The organism is Novosphingobium sp. TH158, assembly GCF_002855555.1.
GTDB lineage: Bacteria > Pseudomonadota > Alphaproteobacteria > Sphingomonadales > Sphingomonadaceae > Novosphingobium.
Genome location: NZ_PKRT01000001.1, coordinates 426,123 through 444,259, shown reverse-complemented (window position 1 = coordinate 444,259; position 18,137 = coordinate 426,123). Strand labels below are relative to the sequence as shown.

The 18,137-nt window shown below is 62.6% G+C and carries 17 protein-coding genes; 11 read left to right on the top strand and 6 right to left on the bottom strand.

The genetic code is table 11. The annotated features are described in order from the left end of the window. Positions 1-17: 17 nt before the first annotated feature. Positions 18-671 carry a carbonic anhydrase gene (locus C0V78_RS02300; RefSeq protein ID WP_101796250.1) on the top strand — a complete coding sequence of 218 codons (654 nt, stop codon included), beginning with the start codon at positions 18-20 and terminating at the stop codon, positions 669-671. A gap of 60 nt (positions 672-731) precedes the next feature. Here the strand turns inward: C0V78_RS02300 and C0V78_RS02295 are convergent, their stop codons facing one another. After that, a complete protein-coding gene (locus C0V78_RS02295; protein WP_101796249.1) occupies positions 732-2,150 on the bottom strand; it encodes a hypothetical protein in 1,419 nt (472 codons plus the stop codon). Positions 2,151-2,422: 272 nt separating this feature from the next. Between C0V78_RS02295 and gyrA the strand changes: the two genes are divergently transcribed. Together gyrA and C0V78_RS02285 are read left to right on the top strand one after the other, a co-directional pair. Then, the gene (gene gyrA / locus C0V78_RS02290; RefSeq protein WP_101796248.1) at positions 2,423-5,155 is read left to right on the top strand and encodes a DNA gyrase subunit A; all 2,733 of its coding nucleotides are present in this window, start codon (positions 2,423-2,425) and stop codon (positions 5,153-5,155) included. Beyond that, positions 5,152-5,514, top strand: a complete 363-nt coding sequence (locus C0V78_RS02285; RefSeq protein ID WP_101796247.1) for a DUF952 domain-containing protein — start codon at positions 5,152-5,154, stop codon at positions 5,512-5,514. Before gyrA ends, C0V78_RS02285 begins: the two co-directional genes overlap by 4 nt. On the opposite strand, the gene C0V78_RS02280 is transcribed toward C0V78_RS02285, so the two are convergent. Next, positions 5,483-6,142, bottom strand: coding sequence for a lysoplasmalogenase family protein (locus C0V78_RS02280; protein WP_101796246.1), 660 nt, complete (start codon positions 6,140-6,142; stop codon positions 5,483-5,485). The two genes, C0V78_RS02285 and C0V78_RS02280, sit on opposite strands and share 32 nt — an antisense overlap. A 69-nt stretch (positions 6,143-6,211) precedes the next feature. On the opposite strand from C0V78_RS02280, the gene trmFO reads away from it, so the two are divergent. Both trmFO and C0V78_RS02270 read left to right on the top strand, forming a co-directional pair. Beyond that, positions 6,212-7,597 carry a methylenetetrahydrofolate--tRNA-(uracil(54)-C(5))-methyltransferase (FADH(2)-oxidizing) TrmFO gene (gene trmFO / locus C0V78_RS02275; protein ID WP_101796245.1) on the top strand — a complete coding sequence of 462 codons (1,386 nt, stop codon included), beginning with the start codon at positions 6,212-6,214 and terminating at the stop codon, positions 7,595-7,597. A gap of 118 nt (positions 7,598-7,715) precedes the next feature. Beyond that, positions 7,716-8,471 (top strand): outer membrane beta-barrel protein, encoded by a 756-nt coding sequence (locus C0V78_RS02270; RefSeq protein ID WP_101796244.1) that lies wholly within the window; start codon positions 7,716-7,718, stop codon positions 8,469-8,471. Positions 8,472-8,484: 13 nt separating this feature from the next. Here C0V78_RS02270 and C0V78_RS02265 read toward each other — a convergent pair whose 3' ends face one another. Continuing rightward, positions 8,485-9,015 (bottom strand): EF-hand domain-containing protein, encoded by a 531-nt coding sequence (locus tag C0V78_RS02265; RefSeq protein WP_144039819.1) that lies wholly within the window; start codon positions 9,013-9,015, stop codon positions 8,485-8,487. A 38-nt stretch (positions 9,016-9,053) separates the two neighbouring features. Further along, a complete protein-coding gene (locus tag C0V78_RS02260; protein ID WP_101798148.1) occupies positions 9,054-9,704 on the bottom strand; it encodes a squalene/phytoene synthase family protein in 651 nt (216 codons plus the stop codon). Positions 9,705-9,878: 174 nt separating this feature from the next. Here C0V78_RS02260 and C0V78_RS02255 point away from each other — a divergent pair, with 174 nt between their 5' ends. The 6 genes from C0V78_RS02255 to C0V78_RS02230 all read left to right on the top strand — a co-directional run bounded on the left by C0V78_RS02255 (position 9,879) and on the right by C0V78_RS02230 (position 15,689). Continuing rightward, the gene (locus tag C0V78_RS02255; protein ID WP_101796243.1) at positions 9,879-11,489 is read left to right on the top strand and encodes a pilus assembly protein TadG-related protein; all 1,611 of its coding nucleotides are present in this window, start codon (positions 9,879-9,881) and stop codon (positions 11,487-11,489) included. Continuing rightward, entirely contained in the window at positions 11,486-11,968 is a 483-nt protein-coding gene (locus tag C0V78_RS02250) for a TadE/TadG family type IV pilus assembly protein (RefSeq protein WP_101796242.1), read from the top strand. Before C0V78_RS02255 ends, C0V78_RS02250 begins: the two co-directional genes overlap by 4 nt. Further along, positions 11,965-12,396: a TadE/TadG family type IV pilus assembly protein gene (locus C0V78_RS02245; RefSeq protein ID WP_101796241.1), complete on the top strand. Its 432-nt coding sequence runs from the start codon at positions 11,965-11,967 to the stop codon at positions 12,394-12,396. Before C0V78_RS02250 ends, C0V78_RS02245 begins: the two co-directional genes overlap by 4 nt. A gap of 127 nt (positions 12,397-12,523) precedes the next feature. After that, entirely contained in the window at positions 12,524-14,452 is a 1,929-nt protein-coding gene (locus tag C0V78_RS15090) for a TadE/TadG family type IV pilus assembly protein (RefSeq protein ID WP_101796240.1), read from the top strand. Then, a complete protein-coding gene (locus C0V78_RS15085; protein ID WP_254049786.1) occupies positions 14,449-15,033 on the top strand; it encodes a TadE/TadG family type IV pilus assembly protein in 585 nt (194 codons plus the stop codon). The genes C0V78_RS15090 and C0V78_RS15085 overlap by 4 nt, the downstream gene beginning before the upstream one ends. Beyond that, the gene (locus C0V78_RS02230) at positions 15,027-15,689 is read left to right on the top strand and encodes a TadE/TadG family type IV pilus assembly protein (protein WP_101796239.1); all 663 of its coding nucleotides are present in this window, start codon (positions 15,027-15,029) and stop codon (positions 15,687-15,689) included. Before C0V78_RS15085 ends, C0V78_RS02230 begins: the two co-directional genes overlap by 7 nt. Here C0V78_RS02230 and C0V78_RS02225 read toward each other — a convergent pair whose 3' ends face one another. Continuing rightward, positions 15,690-17,015 (bottom strand): pyruvate dehydrogenase complex E1 component subunit beta, encoded by a 1,326-nt coding sequence (locus C0V78_RS02225; RefSeq protein WP_101796238.1) that lies wholly within the window; start codon positions 17,013-17,015, stop codon positions 15,690-15,692. Next, positions 17,015-18,079, bottom strand: a complete 1,065-nt coding sequence (pdhA, locus tag C0V78_RS02220; RefSeq protein WP_254049785.1) for a pyruvate dehydrogenase (acetyl-transferring) E1 component subunit alpha — start codon at positions 18,077-18,079, stop codon at positions 17,015-17,017. The genes C0V78_RS02225 and pdhA overlap by 1 nt, the downstream gene beginning before the upstream one ends. Positions 18,080-18,137 lie beyond the last annotated feature (58 nt).

Below are 18,137 nucleotides of genomic sequence, written 5' to 3'. Positions count from 1 at the left end.
TGCCCATGGGAGTTCGCATGGCCGATGCACACTCCCCCCAACTCGAACGCCTGCTCGCCGGATACCGCCGGTTCCGCGAACATGGCTGGACCCCGAACCGCGAACGCTGGGCTGACCTGCGTGAAGGGCAGAGCCCCGAGATCATGGTCATCGCCTGCTCTGACAGCCGCGTCGATCCGGCTCAAATCTTCGACGTCGATCCGGGCGAGGTCTTCGTGGTGCGCAACGTCGCCGCGATGGTCCCCCCGTTCGAGACGGCACCCGGCCATCACGGCGTATCCGCCGCGCTGGAATTTGCCGTCCAGGTGCTGAAAGTGAAGGAAATCGTGGTCATGGGCCACGGCATGTGCGGTGGCTGCAAGGCGGCGCTGACACAGGAACTGCACGGGACCGAGCCTGGCGAAGGTGGCTTCATCGCCGACTGGATCGCCCTGCTTGACGATGCGCGCGAACATGTTGCCGCACAGTTCGGTACGCAAGGACGCGAGGCCGAGCGGGAGATGGAAAAGGCCGGGGTGAAGGTATCGCTTCACAACCTGCGCACCTTCCCCTGCATCCGCCGCAAGGAGGCAAGCGGCGAACTTCGGCTTCGCGGTGCGTTTTTCGCCATCTCGGACGGCGTCCTTCACGTCCTCGACGATTCGGACGGTCACTTCCACCCGGTGGACTGACCGCAAAAGGAAAGGGCGGCAGTTGCCCGCCGCCCTTGCCTGATTTCCTGTGGGCCTGCCTTAGCCGCCCTTGGCCTTCTGGGCCGCATAGATCGACCACAGCTTGGCAAGGTTGGTGCGAACGCCGCCGACCTTGGCGAAGGTCGCCTGCGCCTCGGCGAACTTGCCCTGATCGATCTGCGCGATGCCAAGCCGGGTCAGGATGCGATCCCTGTCGAGGCCCGGCTTGGCGAGCGCGAGGTTGTACAGCTCTTCCGCCTTTGCTGCCTGCCCGTAGGTCAGCATGACGTCGGCCGCGGCATTGACCGCTGCGGGCGTGGCAGTCGCGCTCTTGGCACGGGTTTCCATGCCCGCAATTCCGGCGCGGTCTTCCTTGTCGTGCAGGACCGCCGAAGCCTTGATTTCCTTGAGCGAGATGTCGCTTTCGACATTCAGCTTGCCGGCCTTGGAGCCGAGATCGAGCACCTCGAGCACTTCCGGCGGATAGCGCAGCTTGTCTCCCAGTTCGACGAATTCGACGTATTCGTTGCCGTCTTCGAACGCGCCGGTGCGCTTGAGCAGGCGCAGCAGGTCCATCATGTCCTGGCCCTGCAGGCCGCCGAGATAGCGCTGCACGCGGATGGCGCTGCTCCAGTTGGTTGCGCTGGGGAAGTCGCTGACAAGGCCGGCGCTCAGCGCGGTGGCCTGCGGCAGCATCTTTGCGCGGAACACCGGGTTGAGGCCCTGGGCGTACCATTCCGGGCCGATCGGCAGGTTGGCTGCCTTGCGGCTGGCAACCGCCTTGAGCACCATGTCCGTGCCTTCGGCGAACTGGTTCTGGCGGAAATAGGTGTCCGCATGCAGCAACTCGACGTTCCCGTCGCGCTTGCCCAGCGCGATGGCGTTGGCATAGTGCTTTTGCGCGCAGGGCCAGTCGGGAATGTCATAGCAGGCGTTCGCCGCTTCGAATTCGAAGGTCGGCAGGTCGGCGGCCAGCGCCTTGCCGCTGTTGATCTGCGCTTCATAGCCCATTCGGAGCCAGTTCAGGTCATAGACCCACTTGCCCAGCTGGACGTAGAACTGGCCGCTGACGTACTTGTCGTCCGGGCTTGCTTCCAGAGCCCTGACCGCATCGAACTGGGCGATCTCTGCGGCGAGCACACCCTTCAGTTCCGTAACAACGGCGTCACGCTGCTCAACGGCAGCCTTGCGCGCCTTTTCACCGCGCGCGGCACCGACGGCGTTGAATGCAGCGACGAGCTTCTGGCGGGCAGCGGTGAATTCCGGCTTGGTGCGTGCGGCTTCAAGCGCCTTGTTCAGTTCCTGCGCCTTGGCCATGTACGGCTTCGACATCAAAAGCTTCGGACCTGCGGGAGCGGCTGCTTCCTTTTCCTTCTTGGCGGCGTGTGCCGGGAGGGCAGCGCCGGCCGTGGCAGCGGCAAGAGCCAGGGCAATGGCGCCGCGCGAGAGCAGGCCGGAGTGCCGGAACTTGGCGAACATGGGCAATCAACTCCTCAAAATGGCCGGCCAGCAGCCGTGCTGGCAGGCTCCAAGACTTCCCTCCCCGCATTGGCGGGGAATTCCGTCTTTTGCAATGCCGCGCACCTAGAATTGGCGGCGTGAACGGCAATTGAATGGCCGGACGGCTGTCCGGCCTGCAAAGTGTGGAAAAAGAGCCCCGCAAGCCCCCTGCACCCCCTCTCGCGCTGGCCCTTTCCGGTGCTTTGGCCTAGGAGCTTTCGACCAGCAACAGACATAAGAATCCGGCGACTGTGAGCGACGAAACCGATACCCCCGAGACCCTTCAGCCGGCAGGTGACTTTCCGCGAGTCGACATCGTCGATGAAATGAAGTCCAGCTACCTCGATTACGCGATGAGCGTGATCGTGGCGCGCGCCCTGCCCGATGTTCGCGACGGGTTGAAGCCGGTCCACCGCCGCATCCTTTTTGCCGCCCAGGAAGGCGGCATGGTTGCTGGCCGGCCCTATCGCAAATCGGCCAAGATCGTCGGTGACGTGATGGGTAACTATCACCCGCACGGCGATGCCGCGATCTATGACGCTTTGGCGCGCATGACGCAGGACTGGTCGATGCGACTGTCGCTGATTGACGGCCAAGGCAACTTCGGCTCGATGGATCCCGATCCGCCGGCATCGATGCGTTATACCGAAGCGCGCCTTGCCCGGGTGGCCAATGCCCTGCTCGACGATCTCGACAAGGACACGGTCAACTTCCAGGACAACTACGACGGCTCCCGCCAGGAGCCGCAGGTCCTTCCCGCGCGGTTCCCCAACCTGCTCGTCAACGGCGCTGGCGGTATCGCCGTGGGCATGGCGACGAACATCCCGCCGCACAACCTGGGCGAAGTGATCGACGGCTGCCTGGCCTACATGGAAAACCCGGCGATCACGACCGAGGAACTGTTCCAGATCATCCCGGCCCCCGATTTCCCGACCGCGCCGCTGATCCTTGGCCAGGCCGGTGCCCGCTCTGCCTATCTTACCGGGCGCGGTTCCATCATCATGCGCTGCCGGCACGAGATCGAGGAAGGCCGGGGCGACCGCCGCTCGATTGTCCTCACCTCGATCCCCTACCAGGTCGGCAAGTCGAACCTTGTCGAAAAGATCGCCGAAGCCGCCAAGGACAAGCGGATCGAAGGCATTTCCGACATCCGCGACGAATCGAACCGCGAGGGCGTTCGCGTGGTCGTCGACCTGAAGCGCGATGCTACGCCGGAAGTCGTGCTCAACCAGATTTGGCGCAACACCCCGGCGCAAAGCTCGTTCCCGGCCAATATGCTGGCGATCCGCGGCGGACGTCCGGAAGTGATGACGCTGCGCGACATCATCTCCGCCTTCGTCACCTTCCGCGAGGAAGTGATTACCCGCCGCACCAAGTTCGAACTGAACAAAGCGCGTGATCGGGCCCACATCCTGCTTGGCCTCGTCGTCGCGGTGACGAACCTCGACGAGGTGGTGAAGATCATCCGTGGTTCGTCGAACCCGGCCGCCGCCCGCGCTGCCCTGCTCTCGCGCGAATGGCCGATTGGCGACATTGCCCAGTACATCCGCCTGGTCGAGGCGATCGAACCCGATGCCGAGCAGACCGGCGGAACCTACCGCCTGTCGGAAGTCCAGGTGAAGGCAATCCTCGACCTGCGGCTTCACCGCCTGACGGCCCTGGGCCGGGACGAGATCGGTGACGAGCTGAAGGAACTGGCTGCCGCCATCGAGGAATACCTTTCGATCCTGGCTGATCGCGTGAAGCTTTACGGCGTAATGCGCGACGAACTGGTGCAGATCCGCGAGACCTATGCCACGCCGCGCCTCTCGCAGATCACGGCCGCTGCCGACGGTATCGAGGACGAGGACCTTATCGAGCGCGAGGACATGGTCGTCACCGTGACCATGGACGGCTATATCAAGCGCACCCCGCTCGATACCTTCCGCGCGCAGAACCGGGGCGGCAAGGGTCGCGCCGGAATGGCGACGAAGGACGAGGACGTGGTCCAGACCATGTTCGTCACCTCAACCCACAACCCGGTGCTGTTCTTCTCCACCGCCGGAAAGGTCTATCGCCTGAAGGTATGGCGCCTGCCCGAAGGCGGGCCGGCCACGCGCGGGCGGCCCATCGTCAACCTTCTGCCGGCGCTGGACAAGGACGAGACGATCCAAACCGTGCTGCCCCTGCCCGAGGACGAGGCCGAATGGGGCGGGCTCAGCGTCGTCTTCGCGACGGCCAAGGGCTATGCGCGCCGCAATTCCATGGACGCATTTGCCAACGTGCCGTCGAACGGCAAGATCGCCATGAAGTTCGAAGGCGACGACGCCGATGACAAGCTGATCGGTGTCGAGTTGCTCACTGCCGATGACGACGTGCTGCTCGCCAGCCGGAGCGGCAAGGCAATCCGCTTCGCCGCCGACGACATCCGCGAATTCCAGAGCCGAGCCTCTACCGGCGTACGCGCCATGAAGCTGGCGGAAGGCGACGAGGTGATCAGCCTTTCGATCCTCCATCGCGTCGGCACGACCGGCGAAGAACGCGAGGAATACGTCAAGTTCGCCCCCTGGAAGGGCGAGAAGGAAGGCGAACCGGCCCTTAGCCCGGAACGCTATGCCGAAATGCAGGCCCGCGAGCAGTTCATCCTTACGGTCTGCGCCAACGGCTATGGCAAGCTTTCCTCGGCCTACGAATACCGCCGGACCGGTCGCGGCGGCCAGGGCATCACCAATATCGACAACATTGCCCGCAACGGCCCGGTTGTCGCCAGCTTCCCGGCGGCACAGGCCGATCAGCTCATGCTGGTGACCGACCAGGCCAAGCTGATCCGCCTTCCGCTCGAATCCCTGCGTGTCATCGGCCGTGGTTCGGCCGGTGTGCGGCTGTTCAACGTTGCCGACCAGGAACATGTGGTCAGCGCCGTGCGGCTTGCCGATGCCGGCGGGGACGATGAAGGCAATGCCGAGGCCGCTCCGGAAGGTCCCGTAGAAACGCCGGAAGAATGATCGGCCACCCGAAGACCGCCTACAAGGTGCTGACCGCACCGCAGATGGCGGAATTGCTGGAAACCGGCGTGTTCAAGGGCGCGCCGGTGGACCTTGCCGACGGCTACATCCACTTGTCGACCGAAGAGCAGCTCGCAGGTACGGTAGACAAGCACTTCGCCGGGCAGACGGACCTGCACCTTGTCGCTGTCGACCTTGAGGCACTGGGCGATTGCGTCCGGTGGGAAGAATCGCGCGGCGGCCAGCTGTTCCCGCACATCTACGGCGAACTGCCGATCGGCGCAGCCCGCGCGCATGGACCGCTGCGCCGGGCCGAAGATGGCGAGATTATCCTGCCGACCTCCGGCCAGCACGGCTAAGCACGCCAAGGCAGATAAGCAGCTGCCCGGCATAATAGAGCGGCCAGATCAGCAAGTGCGGCAGCATGCTCTGCGCCAGCGGACCGCCGCGCGCGAAGATCAGCAGATCCGAAAGGACGAAGAGCACGGCGCCGATCCCGACTGAATAGCGGGAAAAGCGGCTGGTCCATGCCGCCGCTGCCATGGCCGCCAGAGCGACGGCATAAAGCAGGACAAGCGGCGCCATCGTCCGGTCTGCCGGCAGACTCCATCCGATTGCAGGGACCGCAAGAAGGATCGCCAGCGCCAGCAGCTTCTGGCTGGGCGAGAGCGACGGCCTGCGGTTTCGCAGGTAAAGTGCAATGGCCACCAAGTGTCCGACCAGGAAAGCTGCCGCGCCGGCGACCAGGCTCAACTCGATCAGCACATCCCCCAGCGCCCCCAGCGCCATGATCGCTGCAAGCAACCTGCCTTCGCGTCCCGATCCCGCAATCCATGCCAGCACCGCGAGCAAGGCCACGCCTGCGCCTTTCAAGGCGATCAGCCAGACCGCCATTGGCTCAGGCATGCGCAGGACATAGAATGCGAGTGCTGCGGCAATGCTCGCCAGCATGATGGCGCGGCTCCGGCTATCCAGGCTGGCTCGCATGATTCCTCCCCATCTCGCGCAAAGCTTGCCCCTGTCCATCGGACGCATCAAGGGCTAGAGGCTGCGGCCATGCAATATGACGTGCACATTATCGGCGGCGGGCTCGCCGGCAGCGAAGCGGCATGGCAACTCGCGCGGCGCGGCCTGCGCGTGCGCCTTTCGGAAATGCGTGGCGCGGGCGACATGACGCCGGCTCACCAGACCGCGCAACTCGCTGAACTGGTCTGCTCGAACTCTTTCCGTTCCGATGACGATGTCAGCAACGCGGTGGGCCTGCTGCATCACGAAATGCGCCAGCTCGATTCGCTGGTCATGGCGGCGGCGGCCAAGGCCCGGGTGCCGGCAGGATCGGCCCTGGCCGTGGATCGGGAGGTGTTCTCTGCCGAAGTCGAAGCAGCGCTTGCAGCCCTGGCCAACCTCACCATCGTGCGCGAACGGATCGATGTGCTGCCCCAGGCCGGGCTGACCATCGTCGCCACCGGCCCTTTGACCGCCGAGGCGCTTGCCCAGTCCATCGGTGCCGCAACCGGGGCTGACAGCCTGGCTTTCTTCGATGCCATCGCGCCCATCGTCTATCGCGATTCCATCAACATGGACGTGGCGTGGATGGCCAGCCGGTGGGACAAGGGCGCCGAGGCCAGCCTGGCCATGGGCGGCGACGGGCGCGATTACATCAATTGCCCGATGACGCGCGAACAATACCTTGCCTTCCGCGAGGGGCTGCTTGCGGGCGACAAGACCGAATTCAAGCAGTGGGAAGCCAACACCCCCTACTTCGATGGCTGCATGCCGATCGAAGTGATGGCCGAGCGTGGCGAGGAAACCCTGCGCTTCGGCCCCATGAAGCCGGTCGGGCTCGATAACCCGCACTGGGCAACGCCCGAGCATCCCAATGGTCGCTGGCCCTATGCCGTGGTGCAGTTGAGGCAGGACAACAAGCTGGGCACCTTGTGGAACATGGTGGGCTTCCAGACCAAGCTGAAGCACGCCGAGCAGGTGCGCCTGTTCCGCACCATCCCGGGGCTCGAAAACGCGGAATTTGCCCGGCTGGGCGGGTTGCATCGCAATACATTCCTCAATTCCCCCACCTTGCTTGACCGGCAACTGCGCCTGAAGTCTGCCCCGCACGTCCGCTTCGCCGGGCAGATCACCGGCTGCGAGGGCTACGTGGAAAGTTCTGCGGTCGGCCTGCTGGCCGGGCTGATGACCGCCTGTGAACTGACGGGCCGCTCCTGGGAAAATCCGCCCCGTACGACAGCCCTCGGCGCGCTGCTGGCCCACATCACCGGCGATGCCGAAGCGGACAGCTATCAGCCGATGAACGTGAATTTCGGCCTGTTCCCGCCACTGCACGAGGTGAAGAAAAAGCAGCGCAAGGCAGCCTATACCGATCGCGCCAAGGAAGACCTGGCGCAATGGAAGGCAGTCAATCCAGCGCTGGTCAGCAACGGTTGAACGGGAAATCCCCCGCCCCTGACGGTTTTTTACAATTTCCGGTTTCCGGCGATTCCTAAGCGCCCGCCCAACCCGGCGTGACGAACCGGGCGAACCAGGAACAACCGGAGGGAATCTCATGAACAAGACTTCGTTGCTGGCGCTTGCCGCCACCGTTTCGGCCACCCCCGCCATGGCGCAGGATGCCGACTGGACCGGCCCCTATGTCGGGGTGTCCGCCGGCTACACCTCTGCCAAGTCCGACAGCGTGGTCGTGCTCGGCGGCCAATGGGCGAGCGAGAGTGCCGCCCTGCAGACGAACGTCACGGAAAACGGCGCGGCCCGCCAGAAGCTCGATAATGCGAACTTCGGCGCGCAGCTGGGCTACAACTACCAGATGGGCACGGTCGTGCTCGGTGCCGAAGCGGATTTCACTGCACTGCCCGGCCGTAACGATGTGGTTCGCGGTCCGGTAGGCCCCGCGGCCTTTCCGACGCTGACCTATACCTACACCAACCGGGTCGATCCCAAGAGCTCGATTGCCCTCAAAGCCAAGCTGGGCGTCGCAGCGGGCAACTCGCTGTTTTACGTCGATGGCGGTGCAGCCTTCACCCGTTCAGCCTATGGCTGGGAAGTCGTCTCAAGCGGCAACTACAAGAAGGCTGGCAGCCTGACCAAGACCAGCACCGGCTGGACCGTCGGCGGCGGCGTTGAACACAAGTTCACCCCGAACATTTCGGCGCGCCTGTCCTACAACTATGTCGATGCCGGTGATGAAGCCTATGCGACGGACTATGTTGCCGGCAGCGCCTTCACCTCGCCCGTGTACAGCGAAACCATCACCCAGGACCTTCGCCTGCACCTCGTGCGCGTGGGGCTGAACTTCCACTTCTGAGGACTGGCGGAGGCTATTCCTCCGCCTCGTCATCGAAAACTTCGGCGGCGGCCTTCTTCGGGGCCGCCGCCTTTGTTTTCGGCGCAGGTCCGCAGTTGCAGGCGGGCTTCGCCTTCGGCTTGGGCTTGGTCGTCGCAAATTCGGCGCGATCAAGGCTGCTGTCTCCGTTGCGATCGGCGCCCTTGAAGCGGTTGGATGTCTTGACCGCCCACTCCTCGAAGCTCAGCAGGTTGTTGCCATCGGTGTCCAGCTTGCGGAAGGCCGCCACGCGCGGAGTGAGCATTTCCACCCGGGTTATCTTGCTGTCACGATTGCGGTCCAGCCGGTCGAACCGGCGCTGCTCCCTGGTTGCCTCGCTGGCTTCGGGCGGCAGTGCCCCGCGCATTCCCTGGCCAGTTGCATCGGGCAGGCCTTCATCAAGCGGCCTGTCGGCCAGCTTGGGCGGCGGCGCACCCACGTCGAGAGCGGCACGTCCCTGCCACCAGAAAAGGCCGGCGGCGACGAGCAGCAATGCGGCAAAGGCTCCGAGCACGGTGCGATTCACTGACGCAACCTCCTGATTTTCAACACTATGCCAAGGGTTCAGCGGCCAAGCAAGCCCGCGCGCATGGCAACCAGCAAGGCCATGGGCGAGGTCAGGGCATCGGCACTGCTCTTGATTGCCGCCCGGCAGGTTACCCGCTCCAGCACCAGCAAGGGCCGAAGCGCCCGGTCGCCCGCTACGGTTGCTGGAACAGCCCTAAGCATCGCCTGCACCACCGCCCGCTCTTCATGCGCGCCAAGATGGCAGGCAAGGTCGGCAAGCGCCCAGCGGCGCGACGTTTCGTCCAATCCACCGACATCCGCGCCAAGCCGGGAGGCAAGGGCCACAACCGCCCCCGCGCGGCCCGCAGCGAAACGTTCTACCGCAGACTGCGAAAGCGGCGGCTCTTCCAGCAAGGCTTCCCAGCCATCTACGAGCGGCTCAAGGCCCCTGCCGCCGTCCGGCCACTCCGCCAGCCGGGCCAGCAGCGGCTCTCCGCGCGGGCGATCCGCCGGATCCTGCTCCAGCCGTTCGCGCCACCAGGCAAGGCGGATCTGCGCGAGCACCGGCTCCCGCGCCTGGCGAACCACGCCGGCCAGCCGGGCATCGAGCGCAAGCAGGGTGAGCCAGTCCGCCCTGGCCGCAGCCGGCGCATAGGAAAGCGCCAGTCGGGAAAGCGGAGGCAGGCTATCGAGAAGGACCGGGTCCATGCCGCGGCGTTCGGCGGCGCGCACCTGCCTGTCAAGCTAAGACAGGATGTAACCGGACAGTTACGTAAATCTTGCCTCGCATTAACTTAACCTTTGGAATGATCTGTTTACCAGACCCTACGTAATAATTCCGATGCGCCAAAAATCAGAAGCGGGCCTTGCTAGGGTAAACCCATGTTTGACAGACTGCGAAGTGTTCTGAGACGACTTCAGCAAAGCAGCAGCGGTAACGCCTCGCTCTTGGTAGCCATTAGCATGCCGGCTCTGATCGGCGGCGGCGGCCTCGCTGTTGACACGGCGCAGTGGTATCTCTGGAAGCGAGAGCTGCAATTCGCGGCAGACCAGGCAGCTCTGGCCGGGGCGTGGGCCCGAACGAGTACGACTACCCTCTCGACCTACCAAACCCGCGCGGTGCAGGAATATAATGCCAATATCCAGACTGTCGGCGATTTCGATAGCGCGCCGGTTGTTTCCCTGGGCAATTACAGGGGCGGCTTGAACAATGCAGTCCAGGTAACGGCCTCGGCAACCAAGCACCTGCCGTTCTCCAGCTTCCTCACTGGTAATGCCACGACTGTCCGGGTCAGCGCTCGCGCGGCAGCCTCCGGCGGCACATCCTATTCAGGCTGCATGGTTGCGCTGCACCCGTCGATGGAAGGGGCCTTCACGCTTGGCGGCAGCGCCAGCGGATCTGCGACCTGTGGCGTTGTTGCCATCTCAACGCACCCTACCGCCGCGATGGTCAAGAATGGTGAGTCGACTGCACAACTGGGCATGCTGGTTGCCGGCGGCGGCATTGATTCGGACTTTTCCAGCAACGGCACCATGCACCCGAATATTTCGGGTTTGGCAGACCCATATGGCACAATTGCGGAGCCCAATCCCGCCACCAGCCCGTCGCGCACCTATAGCTGCCCAACCGGCAGCGGCGGGGGAACATCGACAACCGCAACGAAACAAGAGACAACGGTTACAACCTACCAGTATCATTCAGGCGTCAACTCGAACAATGCACTGGAGTACGCCCAGTCAGGCACGAATTTCGCATCCTGGAGTTCGCCGACGGCTGGTTCCACAACGGTCGGAACCGCGATCCCCAATACGACGGTTCCGAACGGAACAACGGCCGGGTCGATTTCGTCCACCAGCTATACCTACGTGCGCCGCGTCCAGACGTCGCCGCGTGTTCACGAAATTCGCAAGCAGGTAATTACCACGACATACAGCAATGTCGTGGCTACCACGACGCCGCCAAGTGACAGCATTGCACGCCCCCTGCCCGGCACCTACGGGACGATCGAAATCCAGTGCGATACCCAGTTCCAACCGGGAATCTACATCGTCGATTCGATCGATTTCGGCCAGAACAAGACAGTTACCGGCACCGACGTTCTTTTTGTCATCAAGAACGCCAACGGGATGCACATCAATTCGCAATCGATCCTTAATCTCAGTGGCATCACCAAGGACACGCTGATCAATACGTATGGATACACCAATTCTGTTGCGGAGCAGCTTGCAACAATGGTGTTCTATGACAAGGATTCGACCGAGCAGATCAAGATCAACGGCACCTCCGACATCACGTTGAATGGCATTATCTATGCCCCCAAGCGCGAAATCTGGTTCAACGGCACGACTGCCGTCACCGGCGTATGCCTGATGGTTGTGGCCAATAACCTGACTGTGACTGGTACGACCGACTTCAATAACTTCTGCATCCCGGCCGGGGGCAAAATCCTTAACGCCGGCGGGGCGAAGGCAGAAGTGAAGCTGGTGTCATGAAGCCCCTTGCCGCACTCCGTGCAGTCTTGGGCGACCGCGAAGGTGCGGTCGCTCTCGAAACTGCACTTGTCATCCCGGTTCTGCTGGCGCTGTCTGTCGGCTCTTACGAAGCAAGCCGGATCGTGGCGCGGCAGGCGGAACTGCAAACCGCTTCGTCAGAAGCATCTTCTGTCGCGCTGGCATCCGAACCGACCAGCCCCACAAGGCGTGCCACGCTCAAAGGCATCCTCGAAACCTCAACTGGTCTTGACCAGGACAAGGTATTTGTCGACGCGGCCTATCGATGCGGATCGAGTACGGTCTATGTAACTGATGCCACGGTTTGCGGCACCAATATGATCAGCTCCTACGTCAAGATCACATTGAATGACAGCTATACCCCGATCTGGACGCAATTCGGCATCGGTACTTCCGTGCCATTCACCGTTGAGCGATATGTCATGATCAAACAACAGACCACAACGTCGGATGCGATATGAAGGCCATGCTGAATCGGTTGGGCTGCGATGAAAGCGGTTCGATGGCGATCGAATTCGCCTTGCTGGTGCCGCTCCTGATTACCATGCTTCTTGGCGTCTTCCAGATCGGCCTTGCCATGCAAAGCTACAATGCGATGCGGGGTGCCACTGCAGATATCGCGCGATATGCCGTCATCGAATATCAAAACGACAACTTCAGGGACACAAACGACCTGACGACAACGGCCCGGGCGATGGCAACGGCGGCACCATACATGCTCGACAACACCCGCCTTACGATCAGCGTTTCAAGGCCCCTGACTCAAAGGGTGGCGGGGACCACCGAACTGGCGATTAGTGTAAGCTACACAGTGCCGTCAGTGATGAAGTTGATCGGCGTAAGTGACCTGCGGCTTAATTATTCGCGCCCGGTCTTCCTGACCGAATAATACGCGTAACCCGCCGGTGAACGTGTGTAAAACCAAGTGCGGTCAACAAATTAACTTTCGCCTTTAACGAAACCGTTACGGGGTTGCCGCTAGTCGGGAACGATACCGGTATAGGGCAGGAAGACGCATGCGCTTCGCGAACGGCAAGGCAATCACCAGCAGGCTCGGCGGTTTCGCCGTGCGGCTCGCGCACGATCGCGAGGGCAACACGCTGATGATCGTGGCATTTTCGCTGATCCCGATCCTCGCGATGATCGGCGGTGGTATCGACATGGGACGCGGCTATCTCTCGCAAAGCCGCCTGCAGCAGGCCTGCGACGCGGGCGTTCTCGCCGCGCGCAAGAAGCTTGGCCGCGATATCGTCACCAGCACGACGCCCGGCGCTGCCGTGAAGACCGAGGGCGACAAGCTGTTCAACGCCAACTTCAAGACCGGATCCTACGGCACCGGCACGCGCACCTTCGCCATGACGATCGGCGGGGACTATTCGATCAATGGCGCGGCAACGGTGAAAGTGCCGACGACGTTGATGTTCCTGTTCGGCTACAAGGAACTGAACATCGCAGTCACTTGCCAGGCCAAGCTGAACTTTTCGAACACCGACGTGATGATGGTGCTCGATACCACCGGCTCGATGAACGAAACCAACGCCGGCGACAGCAAGACCCGCATCCAGGTGCTGCGCGACGTGGTCAAGAACTTCCACGGCCGGCTTGAGGCAGCGAAGACCCCCGGTACGCGTATGCGCTATGGCTTCGTGCCCTATTCGACCAACGTCAACGTCGGCTTCCTGCTGAAATCAGCCTGGCTGGTCGATAGCTGGAATTACGAAGGCCGGGCAACGCACGATACCGGCACGACCTTCGACCAGCCTCAGGTCCAGCAGAACTGGGTCTACGAAAGCGGCACTCATGCCTATGGGACCCGCTACCGGTCGGCAACCTGCCCGGGCGGTTACCCGACCTGGACCGAAATCGGCTACTGGGTAGACCCCGACGGAACGAAGAACTGGCGCTACGTCGTCAACGGAACCGGCTACAACTGCTATTCCGAAGCTGATGGCGGCTATACCGTCGAACCCTATACCTACACCGACTATACCTATGTCTACAAAGAGAAGGACATGGGCGTAAAGAAGGTGAAGAACTTCGACTGGGAGTACAAGTCGGTCACCCTCGACGTCAGCGGCTTCAAGGGGGCTAATCCGGACGCGCCTCCCAAGGGCGGCAAGATGATGGTCGACATGGCCGGCTATCCGGAAAAGGTCGAAAAGATGGACGCCTGGATGAACGGCTGCATCGAGGAGCGGAAGACCTACGAGATCACCGACTATGCCAACGTCGACCTGACGCGGGCGCTGGACCTCGATATCGACCTCGTTCCGACCAACAACCCGGACACGCAGTGGAAGCCGCAGCTGCCGGCCATTTCCTGGCTGCGCGGCATCACCTGGGGCAACTGGGGCAGCTGGCCCTGGTCCGTGTCACCGATCTATTTCGATGGCGATTACATTCATTCCGGATGGGGCGGACACGCGGCTTGCCCGGTTGCTGCGCGCAAGCTGGCGGAGATGAATGCGACCGACGTCGCCAATTATGTCGATGGACTCGTCGCAGAGGGCGCCACCTATCACGACATCGGCATGATCTGGGGCGGGCGCCTGCTTTCCCCGACCGGCATTTTCGCCAGCGACAATGCCGACGTTGGCGGCTCTGTTACCAATCGCCACCTGATCTTCCTGACCGACGGCCTCACTGCGTCGAACCAGATGTCCTATTCCTCCTATGGCATCGAAGGTCTGACGCGCAGGCGCTGGTCTCCCAGCTCGGCCATCTCGCTGACCAAGACGATCGAAAACCGCTTCGCGGTTGCCTGCAACGAGGTGAAGAAGAAGAACATCACGGTCTGGGTCATCGGCTTTGGCACCTCGCTCAACCCGGTGCTGACCGACTGCGCCGGCCCGGGCCGCTACTTCGAGGCCAAGGACGCAACCACGCTCGACACCACCTTCAGCAAGATCGCCGAAGCCATGGGCGACCTGAGGATTTCGAAGTGAGGTCGCTGCGCGAACTGCGCGGCGATTCCACCGGCGTTACCGTGGTGGAATTCGCCCTGATTGCCCCGGTGCTGATCGTCATGCTGATGGCGACCTACGATCTGGGCTACCAGCTTTACGCCAGCTCTGTGCTTCAGGGTGCCATCCAGAAGGTCGGCCGCGATTCCACCATTGAAGGTGCCGCCAATTCGACCACGGCCCTCGACCAGAAGGTGACGGACCAGGTCAAGATGGTGGTGCCGAACGCCACGATGAGCTTTTCCCGCAAGGCCTATGCAAGCTTCAGTGCGGTTGGTCGGCCCGAGGATTTCAACGACGTCAACAACAACGGCAAGTGCGACAACGGCGAAACCTACGAGGATATCAACGGCAACAACAAGTGGGACACCGACCGCGGCAAGATCGGCCAGGGCGGCGCGAAGGACGCGGTGCTCTATACCGTCACCGTAACCTACCCGCGCCCCCTTGCCGTGGCCAAGCTGCTGGGCTTCTCGAACGATATCACGCTGAAGACCGAAACCGTCCTGCGCAACCAGCCGTACACCACTCAGGACATGACGAAGGTCAACCGGAAATGCTGAAGCTCCAGCGAATCCGCCACCTCCTGCGCAAGCTGGGCCTTTCCGAACGCGGCGTGGCTGCAGTGGAATTCGCCCTCATCATGCCGATCCTGCTGCTGGCGCTGCTCTATGGCGCGGAAATGGCCTGGTACATGATGGTCAACCTGCGCGTCAGTCAGGTCGCCCTGCAGGTTGCCGACAACGCCTCGCGGATCGGTGACAGCTCCACCATGAGCAACCGCAAGATCTACGAGGCGGATATCAATGATGTGATGCTCGGCGCCCACCTCAACGGCGGATCAATGCTGAATCTGCTGTCGAACGGGCGCATCATCGTCTCCAGCCTGCAAGTCAACACGTCAGGACAGCAGTTCATCAAGTGGCAGCGCTGCAAGGGCGTGAAGAATGTCGGGTCCAGCTATGGCGTGACCAATGACATCAAGAGCGGCGGCATCGGCCCCGCTGGTCAGGAAGTGACCGCCCTTACCGACGATGCGGTGATCTTCGTTGAAATCCAGTACGATTACAAACCGCTGATTTCCACGCGGCTGATCAGCAACAAGACGATCAAGACCACGGCCGCCTTCAACGTGCGTGACAGCCGTGATCTTTCGCAGGTGTACCAGACCTCGCCCGCAGGCGCGGTTGCCAGCTGCTCGACCTATACCGCCACCTGATCAGCGATAGCAGACCCGCTTGACCGCCGCGACGATCCGCGCCGCGTCAATAACGGCCGCCTTTTCCAGGTTGGCCGCATAGGGCAGCGGAACATCTTCGTTGCACACGCGCAGGACCGGGGCATCGAGGTGATCGAAGCCTTCTTCCATGCAGATCGCCATCACTTCCGAGGCGATCGAGCAGGCCGGCCAGCCCTCTTCGGCAATGACCAGGCGGTTGGTCTTGGCAAGCGATGCCAGCACCGCCTCGCGATCGAGCGGGCGGATGGTCCGCAGGTCAAGCACTTCGGCGTCGATCCCCTCGCCCGCAAGCTGCTCGGCTGCTTCCAGCGCCCAGCCCACGGCAATGGAGTACGATACGATGGTCACGTCCTTGCCCTCACGCATGACGCGCGCCTTGCCGATGGGGATCACATGGTCGTCATCCTCGGCAAGTTCGAAGTTGCGCCCATAAACCAGTTCGTTTTCGAGGAAGACCACTGGGTCGTCGCTGCGGATCGCGGCCTTCAGCAGCCCCTTGGCATCGCTGGCATCATAAGGTGCTATGACAACCAGTCCCGGCACCGAGGCGTACCACGGCGCGAAGTTCTGGCTGTGCTGGGCACCGACGCGGCTGGCCGCCCCGTTGGGTCCGCGGAAAACGATGGGGCAGCGCATCTGGCCCCCCGACATGTAATTGGTCTTGGCCGCCGAATTGATGACGTGGTCGATCGCCTGCATGGCGAAGTTGAAGGTCATGAACTCGACAATCGGGCGCAGGCCGCCCATGGCCGCGCCCGTGCCGATTCCGGCAAAGCCGTATTCGGTAATCGGCGTATCAATCACCCGCTTCGGCCCGAATTCGTCGAGCAGGCCCTGCGTTACCTTGTAGGCGCCCTGATACTGCGCGACTTCCTCACCCATGACGAAAACCCGGTCGTCCCGGCGCATTTCCTCGGCCATGGCATCGCGCAGCGCCTCGCGCACGGTGATCGTGCGGACGTTCGATCCTGCGACCGCAGTCTCGGCAACGGCCACTTGCGGCGCCGGCGGAGGGACGGATTCGGCAACCTTCTGGGCCGGTGCCGGCGCGGGAGCCGCAACATCGCCCTCGCCGATGGTCGCAATGACGGTGCCCACCTTCACGCCCTCGCTGCCCTCGGGAACAAGGATGGCCCCGATGCGGCCTTCGTCCACCGCCTCGAATTCCATCGTCGCCTTGTCTGTCTCGATCTCGGCAAGAATATCGCCGGCCTTCACCTCGTCGCCGACCTTGACCAGCCAGCGCGCAAGCTTGCCCTCTTCCATCGTCGGGGAGAGCGCGGGCATCTTCAGTTCAACCGCCATCAGTAGCGCTCCACCAGCACGTCGGTGTACAGTTCGGCAAGCTCCGGCTCGGGAGAATTCTCGGCGAAATCGGCGGCTTCGGAAACCTGGGCGCGGATCGCCTTGTCGATCTCCTTCAGCTTGTCTTCCGCCATTCCGGCAGCGAGAAGTTCAGCCTTCGCACGTTCGATCGGATCGTTCTTCTCGCGCATTTCCTGGACTTCCTCGCGCGTGCGGTACTTGGCCGGATCGGACATGGAGTGGCCGCGATAGCGATAGGTGTGCAGTTCCATCAGTACGGGTCCGTTGCCTGCACGGACATAGTCAAGCGCGACATCAGTGGCCCGGCGCACTTCCAGAACGTCCATTCCGTTGACGTCGAGCCCGGGGATGCGGAACGCCGTGCCCCGGCGGTAGAAATGCGTTTCAGCCGAACCGCGGGTCACCGCCGTGCCCATGGCGTAGCCGTTGTTCTCCACCACGAAGATCACCGGCAGCTTCCACAGCGATGCCATGTTGAAGCTTTCGTAGACCTGGCCCTGGTTGGCCGCGCCATCGCCGAAATAGGCAAGGCAGACGCCGCCATCTTCGCGGTACTTGTGCGCGAAGGCCAGCCCGGCGCCCAGCGGCACCTGCGCACCGACGATGCCGTGGCCACCGTAGAAGCGGTGCTCGGTGCTGAACATGTGCATCGAGCCGCCCTTGCCCTTGGAAATGCCGGCGGCGCGACCGGTCAGTTCGGCCATGATCACCTTGGGGTCGATGCCATAGGCGAGCATGTGACCATGATCGCGGTAGCCGGTGATCACGCTGTCCCGGTCACCGTCGAGCGCGGAGAGCATGCCCACCGCGACCGCTTCTTGACCGATGTAGAGATGACAGAAACCGCCGATAAGGCCGAGTCCGTAGAGCTGGCCGGCCCGCTCTTCGAAGCGGCGGATCAGGAGCATCTGCTCGTAGAGGTTCAGCAGTTCATCGCTGCTGGCCGAATGCCGTTTTCCGGCTTCGAACGTTTCCTGCAACGAGCGCAGTTCGAATGCATTGCCGTCGCTGGCGACGGACGTCTTTTTCGAGGCTTTGGCCAATGACAGTCCCCTGGGGAAAGAACTCGACCATGGTATAGAAGGGGATATCGGCAAGGGG